Below are 14,673 nucleotides of genomic sequence, written 5' to 3'. Positions count from 1 at the left end.
CCCCTCAGCCGAGCTGAGGGGACCGGGGCTCCGGTCGATCGGGCGGCCGGGCGGGCGGCCGGGCGGGTCAGTCGCCGAAGCCGGGGAGGCCGGCGATGGTGCCGCCGTTGTCGTTTCCGCCGTTGCCGTTTCCGTTGCCGGGGACGGTCATCAGCGTGACGGGCGTGGCGGCCGGGTCGTCGACCTCAGTGCCGGGCTGCGGGTTCGAGGCGAACACCTTCGCGTTGTCGTCGCCCGGGGAGCCCTGGGCGACCTGCACGTTGGTGAAGCCGCTCTGCTGCAGGATCTGCCGGGCCTCCGCGAGGGTCTTGCCGCGGACCTCCGGCACCTTCGTCTTCTCCACGGCCTTGCCGACGACGATCGTGACCTTCGAGCCCGGGTCGACCTGCGTGCCGGACTGGGGCGTGGTGGAGATGACCTTGCCGACCTGGTTCGGGTCGTTCGTCGGCTGGTCCGTGCAGACGGCCGTCAGGTCGCCGCCGCTCTCCACCTGGGCCTTGGCCTCGTCGCAGGTACGGCCCACGACATCGGGCACCGTGGCCTTCTCCTCGGCCTTGGCGACCTCCAGGGTCACCGTGGAGCCCTTCTCCAGTTCCTTGCCCGGGTCGGGGTTCTGGCTGAGGACCGTGCCCTCGTCCTGGGAGGACTCGGTCTGCTTGGTCTCGACCTCGAAGCCCTTGTCCTCGAGCTGCTTCTTCGCCTCGTCGACGTTCTTGCCGATCACGTTGTCGACGGCGACCTTGGGCGCGCCGGTCGAGACCACCAGGTTGACGGTGGACTCCTTCTCGACGTCGGTGCCCTGCTTGGGGTCCTGGGAGCAGATGTTGCCCTTGGGCTGGTCCTCGCACTCCTGCTGCTTGAACGTCAGCACCAGGTCGATGTTGTCGGCCTGCTGCTGGGCGTCGGCCTTGCTCAGGCCGATGAAGGCGGGCACCGGGACCTTGTCGTTGCCCGGCCCTCCGTCCCCGCTGAAGGCGTACTTGCCGATCAGGATGGCGCCGACCAGGACGAGGACGCCGGCCAGGACCAGGAAGATCGTGGAGGTGTTCTTCTTGCGGGGCTGCTGGCGGCGCCGGTCGGGGCGCTCGTCGTAGCCGTAGCCGCCGTCGTCCGGGTTCATGGGCGGCAGCATGGTCGTGGCGCCGCCGCCCCCGTCCGAGCGCAGGGCGGTGGTCGGCTGGTCGTCGGGGTAGGCGCCGTAGCCGCCCGCGGCCATGGCGCCCATCGCGGCGGTCGCTCCGACGGGCTGGCCGTCGAGGCAGGCCTCGATGTCGGCGCGCATCTCGTCGGCCGACTGGTAGCGGTAGTCCGGGTCCTTGACCAGGGCCTTCAGCACGATCGCGTCCATCTCGGGCGTGATCTCGGGGTCGAAGACACTGGGCGCCTGCGGTTCCTCGCGCACATGCTGGTAGGCGACGGCCACCGGGGAGTCGCCCACGAAGGGCGGCCGCACGGTGAGCAGCTCGTAGAGCAGGCAGCCCGTGGAGTACAGGTCGGACCGGGCGTCGACCTGCTCGCCCTTGGCCTGCTCCGGGGAGAGGTACTGGGCGGTGCCGATCACCGCGGCGGTCTGGGTCATCGTCATGCCGGAGTCGCCCATGGCGCGGGCGATGCCGAAGTCCATGACCTTGACCTGGCCGTTGCGCGTGAGCATGACGTTGGCCGGCTTGATGTCGCGGTGGACGATGCCGGCCCGGTGCGAGTACTCCAGTGCCTGGAGGATGCCGATGGTCATCTCCAGCGTCCGCTCCGGCAGCAGCTTGCGGCCGGAGTGGAGCAGCTCACGGAGTGTGGAGCCGTCGACGTACTCCATGACGATGTACGGGATCGACACGTTGTCGATGTAGTCCTCGCCCGTGTCGTAGACCGCCACGATCGCGGGATGGTTGAGCGAGGCGGCCGACTGGGCCTCCCGGCGGAAGCGGGCCTGGAAGGACGGGTCACGCGCGAGATCCGCGCGGAGTGTCTTCACCGCCACCTGGCGTCCGAGCCGGGTGTCATGAGCGTGGTAAACCTCCGCCATGCCACCACGGCCGAGCACAGGGCCCAGCTCGTACCGGCCGCCGAGGCGACGCGGCTCTTCCATGGTTACCTACCAGCCCTCTCCGTCGGTCCCGACCGGCATGCTTGTACGGTCGGAGGCTGCCGTCCGGCCTACCGTACCCGGCTCGCTCCTGGCCCTTCGGCCGAGCCGGGCAGCCGATACAGGACCGGTATCGCAACGTGCGCCGATGTGAAGGGGACGTGACCGGAGTCACGCCCCGTTCATGGCGCGGTCACTTCTTGCTGTCGATGACGGCCTCCATGACGTTCTTCGCGATCGGTGCCGCGAGGCCGCCGCCGGAGATGTCGTCGCGGTTGGCGTTCTCGTCCTCGATCACCACGGCCACGGCGACGGGCGAGCTGCCGTCGTCGGCCTTGGCGTACGAGATGAACCACGCGTAGGGGTTCTCGCTGTTGTCGACACCGTGCTGTGCGGTACCGGTCTTGCCGCCCACCTTGACGCCGTCGATCCCGGCGTTGGTTCCCGTGCCCTTCTCGACGACGGTCTCCATCATGGACTGGAGGATCTGCGCGTTGTCCGCGGACAGCGGCTTGCTCATCTCCTCGGGGTCCGTCTTCTCGATGGTGTCGAGGTTGGGCGCCTGGAGCGCGTCGACCATGTACGGCTTCATCAGGGTGCCGTTGTTGGCGATGGCCGAGGTGACCATGGCCATCTGCAGCGGGGAGGCGGCGGTGTTGAACTGGCCGATGGAGGAGAGCGCGACCTGCGAGTCGTTCATGTCGTCGGAGAAGCGGGAGGCGCTGGAGCGGACCGGGACGAACTGCTCCTCGTTGAAGCCGAACTTCTCGGCCGTCTCCAGCATCTCGTCGTTGCCGAGGTCGTAGCCGACCTTGCCGAAGACGGTGTTGCAGGAGACGCGCAGGGCCTCGCGGAGGGTGGCGTTCTTGCAGGGGAGGTCGCCCTCGTTGGGCAGCTCCTGGGTGGTGCCGGGCATCGTCCAGGGCAGCGGGGAGTCGGTCTTCTCGTCGGCCGAGTCGTACAGGCCGTGCTCCAGGGCCGCCGCCGCGGTGACCACCTTGAAGGTGGAGCCGGGCGGGTAGACCTCGCGCAGCGCGCGGTTGAGCATCGGGTCGTCGGGGTTGTTCTTCTTCTGGAGCTTGTTCCAGGCCTCGCCGGCCGCCTCGTTGCTGCCCGCGATGACGGTGGGGTCGTAGGACGGGTAGGAGGCCATCGAGAGGATCTTGCCGGTGGACGGCTCGATCGCGACGACGGCGCCCTTGGCGCCCTGCTTCTTCAGGCCGTCGTAGGCGGCCTTCTGGGCGGCGCTGTTGAGGGTGGTGACGACGTTGCCGCCCTCGCGCTTCTTGCCGGTGATCATGTCGAGGGTGTTGCGGAAGAAGAGCCGGTCGTCGTTGCCGGTGAGGATGCCGTCGTCGATGGACTCCAGCTGGGTGGCGCCGAAGGCCTGGGAGACGTAACCGGTGACGGGCGCCCACATGGCGCCGTCCTGGTAGGTGCGCTTGTACTTGAAGTCGCCCTCGGTGGTGGCGTGTCCGGTGATGGCCTTGCCGTCGACGATGATGTCGCCGCGGGGGCTGGCGTACCGCTCGATGGCGACCCGGCGGTTGTGCTCGTCCTCCTTCAGCTCGTCGGCCTGGACGTACTGGAGCCAGTTGTCCCGGATGAGCAGGGTGAGGACCAGGAGGCCGCAGAAGAGCGCGATTCGGCGCAGTGGCTTGTTCACGGTCGGACCACCTGGGTCATCTCGGCGTCGGGGCTGGCGGGCGCGGCGGGTGCCGGTCTGCGCGCGGTGTCGCTGATGCGCAGCAGAATGCCGATCAACGCCCAGTTGGCGATGACGGAGGAACCGCCGTAGGCCAGGAAGGGCATGGTCATACCGGTGAGCGGGATGAGGCCCATGACACCGCCGGCGACGACGAAGACCTGGAGGGCGAAGGCGCCGGAGAGGCCGATGGCGAGGAGCTTGCCGAACGGGTCGCGGGCGGCGAGGGCGGTGCGCACGCCGCGCTCCACGATCAAGGCGTAGAGCAGGAGCAGGGCCATCAGGCCGGCGAGGCCGAGTTCCTCGCCGAAGGTGGCGAGGATGAAGTCGGAGTTGGCGGCGAAGCCGATGAGGTCGGAGTTGCCCTGGCCCCAGCCGCTGCCGAGGGTGCCTCCGGAGCCGAAGGCCCACAGGGCCTGCATGGACTGCTCGGTGTGGCCGAAGACGCCCTGCCGGCTGAGCTCGAACTCATGCATCGGGTCGAGCCAGGCCTGGACGCGCTGCTGTACGTGGGATTCGAAGGAGGCCACGCCGACGGCGCCGACTGCGGACATCAACAGACCGAAGACGATCCAGCTGGTCCGCTCGGTGGCGACGTACAGCATGATCACGAACATGCCGAAGAAGAGCAGCGAGGTGCCGAGGTCGGTCTCGAAGACCAGGATCAGGATCGAGATGATCCAGACGACGATGATCGGACCCAGGTCGCGTCCGCGGGGCAGATAGAGGCCCATGAAGCGGCGGCTGGCGAGGGCCAGGGCGTCGCGTTTGACCATGAGGTAACCCGCGAAGAACACCGCCAGGACGATCTTGGCGAACTCGCCCGGCTGGAGGGTGCCGAGACCGGGGATCTTGATCCAGATCTTGGCGCCGAAGTTGTCGTGTCCGAGGCCCGGAACCAGTGGCAGCAGCAGCAGGACCAGCGCGCCGGCCATGGAGATGTAGGTGTAGCGCTGAAGGACGCGGTGGTCCCTGAGGAAGACGAGCACGGCCACGAACAGGGCGACGCCGAGTGCGGAGTACATGAGCTGGCGTGGCGCCGCCTCGACGAACAGCTTGCTCGACTGGAGCCGCTCCGACTGGTCCAGGCGCCAGATGGCGACGAGTCCGAGGCCGTTGAGCAGGGTGGCCAGCGGCAGCAGCAGCGGGTCCGCGTACGGGGCGAACTTGCGCACGACGAGGTGGCCGACGCCGGCCAGCAGGCCGAGGCCGAAGCCGTAGCTCAGCAGGCCCGCGGGCACCTCGTCGTTGATGGCCAGGCCCACGTTGGCGTAGGCGAAGACCGGGATGAGGACGGCGAACACGAGCAGAGCCAGCTCGGTGTTGCGCCGGCTCGGGGCGCCGATGGCGCCGATCGTGGACGTGTGGTGCGTCGACGGGTTGGTAGTACTGCTCATCGTGTGACGGGGCCTCTCACGGCTTGCCTACTGCTTACCGCACAGCGAGACGACCTTCTGCTCTTCCTCCGAGAGGGTCGGTCCTGAGCCTGGAGTGGGTGCGGTCGTGGACGGGGACTCGGACGATTCGGGTGCCTTCGCCGAGTCCGACGGGTTCGGGCTGGGCGAGGCCTTGGACGTGAAGGAGGCGGGGCTGGTTCCCGTGGTGCCTCCGGCCTCGCCCTCGCCGGTCTTCGCGTTCTTCTCGGTCTCCGCGGTGCGCCGGTCGGCCTGCTTCTTGCAGGCGGAGGCCTGGACTGCGAGTTCCTCGATCTTGGCCCGGGCGTCGTTGAGGTCGCCCTCGGGGATGGTGGCCTCGACCAGTTTCTGCTGGTAGGGCGGCAGGTACTTGAGTTCGATCTCGGGGTGGTCCTTCTGGACCTTCGAGAGCGAGACCCAGGCGAGGTCCTGGCTGATGCCCCGGTACAGCGCGAGGTGGTCGTCGTTGGTGCCGACGTAGTACTGGGTCTGGGTCCAGCGCCAGCCGCCGTAGCAGCCGCCGCCGATGACGGCGAGGGCGAGGGCGGTGTAGAGGGACCGCTTGAGCCACTTGCGGCTCTTGCGGGGCTTGACGAAGTCGTCCGGGCCGTAGTCGTCGAAGCCGCCGGTGGGGATGAAGCCGGTGACGTCGCCGCTGCCGGGCGGGCCGAACTCGCCGCCCCCGCCGCGCTGTCCGCCCTGGCGGCCGAGGCCCGCGGCGCGCCCGGCCGGGGTCTGCATGATGCCGTTGTCGCCCATCTGGGCCTGGTTCTCGGCGACGGCGCCGACGACCACGGGGGTGTCGGAGAGCTGCCCGGCGAGGGTGTCGCCGGTGTCGAGGTCGAGGACGTCGGCGACGATGACGGTGATGTTGTCGGGGCCGCCGCCGCGCAGCGCGAGCTGGATCAGCTCCTGGACGGTCTCCTGGGGGCCCTGGTAGCTGGCGAGGGTGTCCTCCATCGTCTGGTGGGAGACGACGCCGGAGAGCCCGTCGGAGCAGATCAGATAGCGGTCGCCGGCCCGCACCTCGCGGATGGACAGGTCGGGCTCGACGTGGTCGCCGCTGCCGAGGGCGCGCATCAGCAGGGAGCGCTGCGGGTGGGTGCCCGCCTCCTCCTCGGTGATCCGTCCCTCGTCGACGAGGCGCTGCACCCAGGTGTGGTCCTGGGTGATCTGGGTGAGGGCGCCGTCGCGCAGCAGGTAGGCGCGGGAGTCGCCGACGTGGACCATGCCCAGGCGCTGGCCGGTCCACAGCAGGGCGGTCAGGGTGGTGCCCATGCCCTCCAGGGCGGGGTCCTCCTCGACCAGCTGCCGCAGCTGGTCGTTGGCGCGCTGGACGGCGTGGCCCAGGGAGGTGAGGACGTCGGAGCCGGGCACGTCGTCGTCGAGGGCGACGATGGTGGAGATCACCTCGGAGGAGGCGACCTCACCGGCGGCCTGGCCGCCCATGCCGTCGGCGATGGCGAGCAGGCGCGGACCGGCGTAGCCGGAGTCCTCGTTGCCCTCCCGGATCATGCCCTTGTGGGAACCGGCGGCGAAGCGCAGTGACAGACTCATGCGCACCTCGCCCGTCGGCTCCGACTGCAGCCGGTCGTGTCGAGCCACACTGCCCACCCTCCGGTCGGGAGCGCGCCGGGGCCCGGGGTGCCGGCCGCCGCTGCGTGCTCGCTCCGCTCGCGCTCATTCATTGGTGTAGCACTACTTCCGCAGCTCGATGACGGTCTTGCCGATGCGGATCGGCGCCCCGGGGCCAATCGGTGTGGGGGTCGTCAGCCGGGCCCGGTCCAGGTAGGTGCCGTTGGTGGAGCCCAGGTCCTCGACGATCCACTGGCCGTTCTGGTCCGGGTAGATCCTGGCATGGCGGCTGGAGGCGTAGTCGTCGTCCAGCACGATCGTCGAGTCGTGTGCCCGGCCGAGCGTGATGGTCTGGCCCTGGAGGGCGACGGTGGTGCCGGTGAGCGTGCCCTCCGTCACGACCAGCTTGGTGGGCGCGCCCCGGCGGCCGCGGCCCCCGCCGGACTGCTGGCGCTGCGGTGGAGGCGCCTGGCCCTGGCGCGTGGCGGTCTGCTGCGGTCGGGCGGCGTCGCGCCGCGCGCCGCGCTGGGTGACCCGCGTACCGAACAGGTCGCTGCGGATGACCTGCACGGCCACGATCACGAACAGCCACAGTACGGCGAGAAAACCCAGCCGCATGACCGTGAGGGTCAGCTCTGACATTGCCCCCGGATCACCCTTCGGCTTGCCTGTAGATAACGGTGGTGCTGCCCACGACGATCCGTGAGCCGTCGCGGAGCGTAGCGCGGGTGGTGTGCTGCCCGTCCACCACGATGCCGTTGGTGGACCCGAGATCCTGGATCGTCGAGGGCGTTCCGGTCCGGATCTCGCAGTGCCGGCGGGAGACGCCGGGGTCGTCGATCCGCACGTCGGCCTCGGTGCTGCGGCCCATCACGAGCGTCGCGCGGGAGATCTGGTGGCGGGTGCCGTTGATCTCGATCCAGTGGCGGGTGCGTCCGCCGGGCGCGGGTGCGGCCGGGGGCTGCTGGCCGCCGGCGGGCTGCGGGTAGCCGTAGCCGCCGGGCCGGCCGCCGGGCGGCGGCGCGGAGGGCATGGGCGGGGCGCCCGCGGGGGCGGCGGCCGGCGGGTAGCCGTATCCACCGCCCGGTCCCGGTCCGGCGGGCCGCGCGGGCGGTGCCGGGGGTGCGGCGGCGCCGGGGCCGCCCTGGTGGCTGGTGGAGGAGGCGAGCGTACGGCTGCGCACCCGGTACAGGCCGGTGTCGAGGTCGTCCGCCTTCTCCAGGTGGACCTTGATCGGTCCCATGAAGGTGTAGCGCTGCTGCTTGGCGTAGTCGCGGACCATGCCGGCCAGCTCGTCGCCGAGCTGTCCGGAGTAGGGGCTGAGGCGCTCGAAGTCGGGCGTGCTCAGCTCCACGATGAAGTCGTTGGGCACGACGGTGCGGTCGCGGTTCCAGATGGTCGCGTTGTTGTCGCATTCGCGCTGGAGCGCTCCCGCGATCTCCACGGGCTGCACCTCGGACTTGAACACCTTCGCGAAGGTGCCGTTGACCAGACCTTCGAGACGCTGCTCGAACTTCTTCAGGACTCCCATGGGGCACCTCCTCCGTAGCTGCCGTCCTGTCGACTGCCTTGCGTACTGCTGCCTTGCGAACTGCTGCCTTGCGTCGTGCTGCGTTGCGCAGTGCCGGGCGTCCGTGCACTGCCCACCTGGTACTGCTTACTGATCGTATCCACGCGCCGGTCGATCGGCTGGTTCCCCCTGTCGGCCCGGTCGACGGGTGTCGACGCCTCTCGGAGTTCCCGCCGGGGCTCCCCTTCGAACTCCGGCGGACCTTCGGGATGTGCTCCCGCAGGTAACTCATGCCCAGGATCGTAGAGGCGGCCGCAGACCAGTGTCCCGCACCTGAGTGCGGTCCCCCACCGGCTCCTGGGGAGACGGGCCGGACCGGTACGAGGTTGATACGTGAACGGCCACGGACCGGGACGAGTGCCCGAAGGAGGTCGGGCGCCCTGCTCCGCCGGGGGAAAGGGATGTGAATCGACCCCTTCCAGCGTGCTAATGTTCTCGTGTCGGAAGGCGCCGGACCGCAAGGAAAAGCCCAAAAGACACACCCAATGCGCGGGTGGCGGAATAGGCAGACGCGCTGGATTCAGGTTCCAGTGCCCGCAAGGGCGTGGGGGTTCAACTCCCCCCTCGCGCACCACGGAGCGTTGCAGACGCTCTGGATACGCAAAAAGACGGGGCGGCATCGTGAAGATGCCGCCCCGTTCTGCTGTGCGCCGGGTCGCGGAGGAGACCGCTCCCCGGGTCTGAGACTTTGCTCACAGGGCCGTCGTCCGGCGGCCGGTGATCAGCCGGCGGCCTCCTCGGGAGCCGCCCGCTCCGTCGTGGTGCTGAGGACGGCGGCGAGTTCCCCGACGGTCTGTTCCCGCAGCAGCTGGTGCGAGGGGACGGGGATTCCCAGCGCCGACTCCAGGGTGCGCTGGAGGGCCAGCGCGGTCAGCGAGTCGATGCCCTGGGCGTACAGCGGCCGGGTCAGGGAGACCCGGTGGGCCGGCGGGACGTGGAGGTGGGGTGCCAGGCTGCGGCACAGGAACGTCTCGAAGGCCCGCACGCGGGCCGCGCCGTGGAGGTCTCGCAGGGCGTCGGTGTCGAGGGTGACTGGGTTGCCCGGCACGGTGGTGTCCTTTCGTCGGGTGCGGGTCGGTCAGGTGCGGGGGCGGGGCTGGGAGGCGCGCAGGGCGTGCGCTTCGGGGCCGGGTCGCGGGCCGGCCCCGTCCGACCACGTCAGGTGGAACCGCCAGCGGTGGATCCGCCAGCCGTCGGGGGTGCGGACCGCCTCGGCCGCGCTGTGGCCGCCGATGTCGAAGCGGCCGCCGGGGTCGGGTCCGTCCTCGCGGTGCACGTGCGAGGCGACGAGGTGGACGCGGATCCGGGCGGTGTCGCCGTCCGTGGTGATGCCGTAGTTGGACGCCAGGTGATGGGTCCGGGCGAACCGGGACTTGCGGTCGAAGTGGAAGGCGGCGGCTGTCTCCCGTCCCTCCAGCGTGCCGACGGGGAACTCCAGCAGGCAGTCCTCGGTGAAGACCTCCGCGGGCCAGCCGTCGTCGAAACCGTGCTCGTCCTGGGTGTCCAGCAGGGTGACGTAGCGGTCGACCAGTTCGGCGATCGCCGTCCGGTCGCTCAGTGCCCGGACCTGGGCGCGCAGGGCGTCGAACTCGGCCCGGGCGAGGGTGATCGTGTCCGGGCCGGCGGCGGGGCCGGAGGGTGGGCGGGTCATGGGACCAGGTCCTTTCCGTTGGGTGGGCGGCCGCCCGGGCCGCCGGCGGTGTGCCAGCCACGGGGGTCGCGGTGCGCGGCGGTGCGTTCCGGGCGGCGCCAGCCCGCGGTCGGCCGGGGGCGGGGCGGGCCGGGCGGGAGTGCGCCGAGGGCGGCGGCGCGGGCGAGCAGGACGCTGGTGAGGGCGGCGATCTCGGCGGGGGTGGGCCGGCCCCGCAGGATCCGGACGACCGCGGTCCCGTCGGCGGCGTCCGCGCCGTCCGTCCCGCTCACTGCGGGGGGTTGCCGTGCTTGCGGCACGGCAGGTCGGCCTGTTTGCCGCGCAGCATCGACAGGGCCCCGACGAGGGCGCGCCGCGTGTCCCGCGGGTCGATCACGTCGTCGATGAGGCCGCGTTCGGCGGCGTAGTACGGATGCATCAGCTCCGCCTGGTACTCCTTGATCTTCTGCGCGCGGGTGCCCTCGGGGTCGTCCGACGCGGCGATCTCCCGGCGGAAGATGACATTGGCGGCGCCCTCGGCGCCCATCACCGCGATCTCGTTGGAGGGCCAGGCCAGCGCCAGGTCGGAGCCGATGGAGCGGGAGTCCATCACGATGTACGCGCCGCCGTAGGCCTTGCGCAGCACGAGGGAGACGCGCGGCACGGTGGCGTTGCAGTAGGCGTACAGCAGCTTGGCCCCGCGCCGGATGATGCCGTTGTGCTCCTGGTCGACGCCCGGCAGGAAGCCCGGGACGTCGATCAGCGTCACCAGCGGGATGTTGAAGGCGTCGCAGAACTGCACGAACCGCGCGGCCTTCTCACTGGCGTCGATGTCCAGGACCCCGGCGTACGACGTGGGCTGGTTGGCGACGATGCCCACGACCTCGCCGTCGAGCCGGGACAGGGCGCACACCATGTTGGTCGCCCAGCCGGGGTGCACCTCGAAGTAGTCGCCGTCGTCGACGATCTCCTCGATGACGGCGCGGATGTCGTAGACCCGGCCGGGGTCGTCGGGGACGATCTCCAGCAGCCGGTCGGTGCGCCGGTCGGCCGGGTCGGGGCCGGGCGCGGCCGGTGGCAGTTCGCGGTTGTTGGAGGGCAGCAGGGACAGCAGGTGGCGCACGTCCTCCAGGCAGCTGCGCACGTCGTCGTAGGCGAAGTGCGCGACACCGGACGCGGTGGCGTGGACGTCGGCGCCGCCGAGGGCGTCCTGGCTGATCTCCTCGCCCGTCACCGCCTTCACCACGTCCGGGCCGGTGATGAACATCTGCGCGATGTCGCGGACCATGAAGACGAAGTCGGTCAGCGCCGGTGAATAGGCGGCGCCGCCCGCGCAGGGGCCGAGCATCACGCTGATCTGCGGGATCACCCCGGAGGCTCTGGTGTTGCGCTGGAAGATGCCGCCGTAGCCGGCGAGCGCGCAGACGCCCTCCTGGATGCGGGCGCCCGCTCCGTCGTTGAGCGACACCAGGGGCGCGCCGGCCGAGGTCGCCATGTCCATGATCTTGTGGATCTTCAGTGCGTGCGCTTCGCCGAGGGCGCCGCCGAACACCCGGAAGTCGTGGGCGTACACGAAGACCGTGCGCCCGTGGACGGTGCCCCAGCCGGTGATCACGCCATCGGTGTAGGGGCGCTTCTTCTCCAGTCCGAAGCCGGTGGCGCGGTGCCGGCGCAACATCTCGACCTCGGTGAACGACCCCTCGTCGAGCAGGAGTTCGATCCGCTCGTGGGCGGTGAGCTTCCCCTTGGCGTGCTGCCGCTCGGTGGCCGTCGGGTCGCCGTGCCGGGCGGCCTGCTTGATCAGGCCGAGTTCCTCGATGCGCTCCTCGGCGCTCCACTGGCCCCGGTGCTCGCGCCGGTGCAGCGGCTGTCGCTCGGCCGTCTGCTCCGTCGTCTGTTCGGTCGTCTGCTCGGTTCTCTGGTCGGTCGACATCGTCGTGTCACGCTCCCCAGTCGGATACGCGGGTGGTCGCGGCGCCGGCGGTCAGGTCCACCGACCCGTCGACGTGTGTCGCGGTGGGCGGCAGCCAGCGCACGGCGACCCGTTCGGGCGGCGCGCCGCCCACGGCGGCGGCGGCGTTGTGCCGGGGGCCGGACGCCAGGTCCAGCAGCGTCCAGCCATCCGGCCGGCGGTCCTGGTCGGCGCCCAGGTAGTCCCGGGCGGGATCGCGGGACAGTCCGGTGCCCAGCGCCTTGAGGTAGGCCTCCTTGCGGGTCCAGATCCGGCCGAAGGCCAGGCGCCGCTCCTCGGGGCCCAGCCGTGCCAGCTCGGACTGCTCGCCCGGGTGCAGCGCCGCGGCGCACACCTCGACGGTCTCGGCCCGCGGCAGCCGCTCCACGTCCACGCCGAGCACGGCGCGGGAGACGGCCACCACGGCCATCCCGTGGCTGTGCGCCAGGGAGAAGTGCAGCGGCGGGTCGGGATGGCGGACGGCCGGTCTGCCGTGCGGCCCGGCGCACCCGGGGCAGGGCTCGCGCACGAACGGGACGTCCGCCGCGGGCAGCCCGAGGTAGGCGCCGAGCAGCCGGCGCAGCGCGATGTGCGCGGACGCGTACGTGACCCCGTCGGCGGGGCGGACGAAGGAGGCGGTGCGGCGGCGTTCCGGCTCGCTCAGCTCGTCCAGGGCGAGCGTTTCGGCCGCCGTGTCCAGCCGGGGGCGGCGCACCAGCCAGACGTCGAGCTGCCCGGGCACGGGCAGCCGCGGCGCGCCGGTTGCCACGTCCGGCCGGTGCGCGAGCTGTCCGATCACGTCGTGCCCAGCGCGTCGTGCGCGACGAGGTGGTCGCCGCGCCCGTCGTGCTTGTGGAGGCTGTCCTCGGGGCCGAGCTGTCCGGCCAGGCAGTCGATCAGCTCGGCCGCGCTGTTGGCCCGCAGCAGCCGGTTGAGGTTGACGTCGACCCGCAGCACGGCCTCCATGCGGCGTTGCAGTTCGAGGCCGTTGATGGACCCGATGCCCAGGCTGTTCATGGGGCGCCCCACGGTGTCGATCGTGTCCGGCGGCACCCGCAGCACGCGGGCCAGTTCGCCCCGTACGTAGACGTCGATGAGGCGGGTGCGCTCGGCCGGGTCGCAGGCGGCCAGGTGCGCCAGGTCGGGCGGCTCCGGCTCGGCGACGTGGTCCCGCTCGAACTCGTAGTCGAGGTCGGCCAGGTCGTCCAGGTCGTCGAAGACCCAGTTCTTCGTGGTCAGATCCATGATCGTCCCCCGTCGTGGAGTGGAAGGAGTGAACGTCAGGTGCGGGGTGCGGCCGGGCGGCCCGCGGCGCCGGGACCGGCGAGTCCGAAGAGCGAGGTGAGCACGCCGAGACCGCCGAGCGCGGCCACCAGGACCAGCGCCGGGCGGCAGGCGGCGAGCCGGGCCGCGGGCCCGCCGTCCCCGCCCGCACCGGCGAGCAGCGCCGCGACCAGCGCGACCGCGAGGACCGCGCCGAGTTGCACGGCGGTCTGGTAGAGCCCGCTGCCCGCACCGCGGTCGGCGGGCGCCAGCCCGGAGGTGGCCTGCACGTTGAGCGCGGCGAAGGACAGCACGAAGCCCAGCCCGACCAGCAGCAGCGTGGGCAGCAGCCGCCCGGTGTAGTCCAGTGGCCAGCCGGACCGCAGTTGCAGCAGACAGCCGGCGAACGCGCTGGCGGCACCGGCCGCGACGAGGCGCGGCGCACCGAACCGGGCGATCAGCCGCCCCGAGGCGAGCGCGGTGAGCGCCGGTGGCACGGCGGCCGGCAGCAGGGCCGCGGCCGCCACCGGCGGTGACCAGCCGGCGAGGGTCTGCGTCTGGTACGTCAGCACGAACAGCAGCCCGAGATAGGAGCCGTTGAGGCAGGCCGCGCCGAGGGCCGAGCGGATCAGGGCCCCGCTGCGCAGCAGCCCGAGAGGCAGCAGCGGGGCCGGCGCGGCGCGTTCCAGCGCCCGAAACCACGCCAGCAGCACGGCCGCCGCCGCCACGGACCCGAGGAAGCGGACGTCGCCCCAGCCGTGCCCGGGCAGCGCGGTGACGCCGTGCACGAGGGCGAGCAGCGCGCCCGTGAGGGCGGCCGCGCCCCGCACGCCGTAGTGCCGGGGGGTGGCCGGGCGGCCGCCCGGCGGGCCGTCGCCGCCGGGGACCAGGCGCAGCGCGGCGGCGAAGAGCAGCAGGACGACGGGGGCCGGGAAGGCGAAGGCCAGCCGCCAGCTGTACGTGCTCAGCCAGCCGGACAGCAGCAGGCCCGCGGTGAACCCGCCGGCGCCGAAGAGGGTGTAGACGGAGACGGCACGGCTGCGGGCACGGCCCTCGGGGAAGGCGGTGGCGATGATGGCCAGCCCCGTGGGGGCCGTCAGCGCGGCGCAGAACCCCTTGACCAGCCGGGTCGCGACGAGCAGCGCGGGCTCCTGGGCGAAGGCGCTGAGCAGGGAGGCGGCGGCGAACCCGAGGAGCGCCACCAGATAGACCCGGCGACGGCCCAGCAGCGCCACCAGCCGGGTCCCGAAGAGCATGAGGGCGCCGAAGCCGGCGGCGAAGCCGGTCATCGCCCACTGCGCGCTCGTCAGGGGCAGCCCGAGGTCCGTGCCGATGGAGGGCAGCGCCACCACCGCCACGGACACCTCGAGCGCGTCGATGAGCATGTTGCCGGCGAGGACCAGCAGCAGCCCCCACAGCCGGGGGCTCCACCGTCCTTCCCCGGCGTCGGCCACCGGCCCGGGAACGGTCCTGGTCATGTC

The 14,673-nt window shown here is 71.5% G+C and carries 13 protein-coding genes and 1 tRNA gene; 1 reads left to right on the top strand and 13 read right to left on the bottom strand.

Annotated elements, in window-relative coordinates; translation table 11 throughout:
• Positions 1-67: 67 nt before the first annotated feature.
• The 6 genes from pknB to fhaA form a co-directional block, all read right to left on the bottom strand.
• A complete protein-coding gene (gene pknB, locus ACFV9J_RS39405) occupies positions 68-2,086 on the bottom strand; it encodes a Stk1 family PASTA domain-containing Ser/Thr kinase (RefSeq protein ID WP_385362889.1) in 2,019 nt (672 codons plus the stop codon).
• A gap of 190 nt (positions 2,087-2,276) precedes the next feature.
• Entirely contained in the window at positions 2,277-3,749 is a 1,473-nt protein-coding gene (locus tag ACFV9J_RS39400) for a peptidoglycan D,D-transpeptidase FtsI family protein (RefSeq protein WP_385362887.1), read from the bottom strand.
• Positions 3,746-5,185, bottom strand: coding sequence for an FtsW/RodA/SpoVE family cell cycle protein (locus tag ACFV9J_RS39395; protein ID WP_385362885.1), 1,440 nt, complete (start codon positions 5,183-5,185; stop codon positions 3,746-3,748). The genes ACFV9J_RS39400 and ACFV9J_RS39395 overlap by 4 nt, the downstream gene beginning before the upstream one ends.
• Before the next feature lie 27 nt (positions 5,186-5,212).
• A complete protein-coding gene (locus ACFV9J_RS39390) occupies positions 5,213-6,760 on the bottom strand; it encodes a Stp1/IreP family PP2C-type Ser/Thr phosphatase (protein WP_385362883.1) in 1,548 nt (515 codons plus the stop codon).
• A gap of 141 nt (positions 6,761-6,901) precedes the next feature.
• Complete coding sequence (gene fhaB, locus ACFV9J_RS39385; protein WP_003975090.1) at positions 6,902-7,420, bottom strand: antibiotic biosynthesis regulator FhaB; 519 nt, start codon at positions 7,418-7,420, stop codon at positions 6,902-6,904.
• Between the two features lie 10 nt (positions 7,421-7,430).
• Positions 7,431-8,309 (bottom strand): antibiotic biosynthesis regulator FhaA, encoded by an 879-nt coding sequence (fhaA, locus tag ACFV9J_RS39380; RefSeq protein ID WP_385362880.1) that lies wholly within the window; start codon positions 8,307-8,309, stop codon positions 7,431-7,433.
• Between the two features lie 526 nt (positions 8,310-8,835).
• Here fhaA and ACFV9J_RS39375 point away from each other — a divergent pair.
• Positions 8,836-8,922 (top strand) — tRNA-Leu (locus ACFV9J_RS39375).
• Between the two features lie 147 nt (positions 8,923-9,069).
• Here the strand turns inward: ACFV9J_RS39375 and ACFV9J_RS39370 are convergent.
• Genes ACFV9J_RS39370 through ACFV9J_RS39340 form a run of 7 tightly spaced genes read right to left on the bottom strand, consistent with a single transcriptional unit; the run spans position 9,070 to position 14,670 of the window.
• Positions 9,070-9,396 carry an acyl carrier protein gene (locus ACFV9J_RS39370; protein WP_385362878.1) on the bottom strand — a complete coding sequence of 109 codons (327 nt, stop codon included), beginning with the start codon at positions 9,394-9,396 and terminating at the stop codon, positions 9,070-9,072.
• Between the two features lie 30 nt (positions 9,397-9,426).
• Positions 9,427-9,999, bottom strand: a complete 573-nt coding sequence (locus tag ACFV9J_RS39365) for a nuclear transport factor 2 family protein (protein ID WP_385362876.1) — start codon at positions 9,997-9,999, stop codon at positions 9,427-9,429.
• A complete protein-coding gene (locus ACFV9J_RS39360; RefSeq protein ID WP_385362874.1) occupies positions 9,996-10,271 on the bottom strand; it encodes an acyl-CoA carboxylase epsilon subunit in 276 nt (91 codons plus the stop codon). Before ACFV9J_RS39360 ends, ACFV9J_RS39365 begins: the two co-directional genes overlap by 4 nt.
• Entirely contained in the window at positions 10,268-11,911 is a 1,644-nt protein-coding gene (locus ACFV9J_RS39355) for an acyl-CoA carboxylase subunit beta (protein ID WP_385362872.1), read from the bottom strand. Before ACFV9J_RS39355 ends, ACFV9J_RS39360 begins: the two co-directional genes overlap by 4 nt.
• Before the next feature lie 7 nt (positions 11,912-11,918).
• Positions 11,919-12,698: a 4'-phosphopantetheinyl transferase family protein gene (locus tag ACFV9J_RS39350; protein WP_385362870.1), complete on the bottom strand. Its 780-nt coding sequence runs from the start codon at positions 12,696-12,698 to the stop codon at positions 11,919-11,921.
• A 26-nt stretch (positions 12,699-12,724) separates the two neighbouring features.
• Positions 12,725-13,174, bottom strand: a complete 450-nt coding sequence (locus tag ACFV9J_RS39345) for an acyl carrier protein (protein WP_385362868.1) — start codon at positions 13,172-13,174, stop codon at positions 12,725-12,727.
• A 35-nt stretch (positions 13,175-13,209) separates the two neighbouring features.
• On the bottom strand, positions 13,210-14,670 hold the full coding sequence (locus ACFV9J_RS39340) for an MFS transporter (protein WP_385362866.1): 1,461 nt from the start codon (positions 14,668-14,670) through the stop codon (positions 13,210-13,212).
• Positions 14,671-14,673 lie beyond the last annotated feature (3 nt).

Source organism: Streptomyces sp. NPDC059906, assembly GCF_042730645.1.
Taxonomy (GTDB): domain Bacteria; phylum Actinomycetota; class Actinomycetes; order Streptomycetales; family Streptomycetaceae; genus Streptomyces; species Streptomyces rubrogriseus.
This window is presented reverse-complemented; position numbering and strand designations above follow the sequence as displayed.

Bases quoted from the DNA above. Each gene is read 5' to 3' on its own strand.
- ACFV9J_RS39340 (WP_385362866.1), bottom strand. From the start codon at position 14,670: ATGACCAGGACCGTTCCCGGGCCGGTGGCCGACGCCGGGGAAGGACGG.
- ACFV9J_RS39390 (WP_385362883.1), bottom strand. From the start codon at position 6,760: ATGAGTCTGTCACTGCGCTTCGCCGCCGGTTCCCACAAGGGCATGATC.
- ACFV9J_RS39355 (WP_385362872.1), bottom strand. From the start codon at position 11,911: ATGTCGACCGACCAGAGAACCGAGCAGACGACCGAACAGACGACGGAG.
- pknB (WP_385362889.1), bottom strand. From the start codon at position 2,086: ATGGAAGAGCCGCGTCGCCTCGGCGGCCGGTACGAGCTGGGCCCTGTG.
- ACFV9J_RS39345 (WP_385362868.1), bottom strand. From the start codon at position 13,174: ATGGATCTGACCACGAAGAACTGGGTCTTCGACGACCTGGACGACCTG.
- ACFV9J_RS39365 (WP_385362876.1), bottom strand. From the start codon at position 9,999: ATGACCCGCCCACCCTCCGGCCCCGCCGCCGGCCCGGACACGATCACC.
- fhaA (WP_385362880.1), bottom strand. From the start codon at position 8,309: ATGGGAGTCCTGAAGAAGTTCGAGCAGCGTCTCGAAGGTCTGGTCAAC.
- ACFV9J_RS39395 (WP_385362885.1), bottom strand. From the start codon at position 5,185: ATGAGCAGTACTACCAACCCGTCGACGCACCACACGTCCACGATCGGC.
- fhaB (WP_003975090.1), bottom strand. From the start codon at position 7,420: ATGTCAGAGCTGACCCTCACGGTCATGCGGCTGGGTTTTCTCGCCGTA.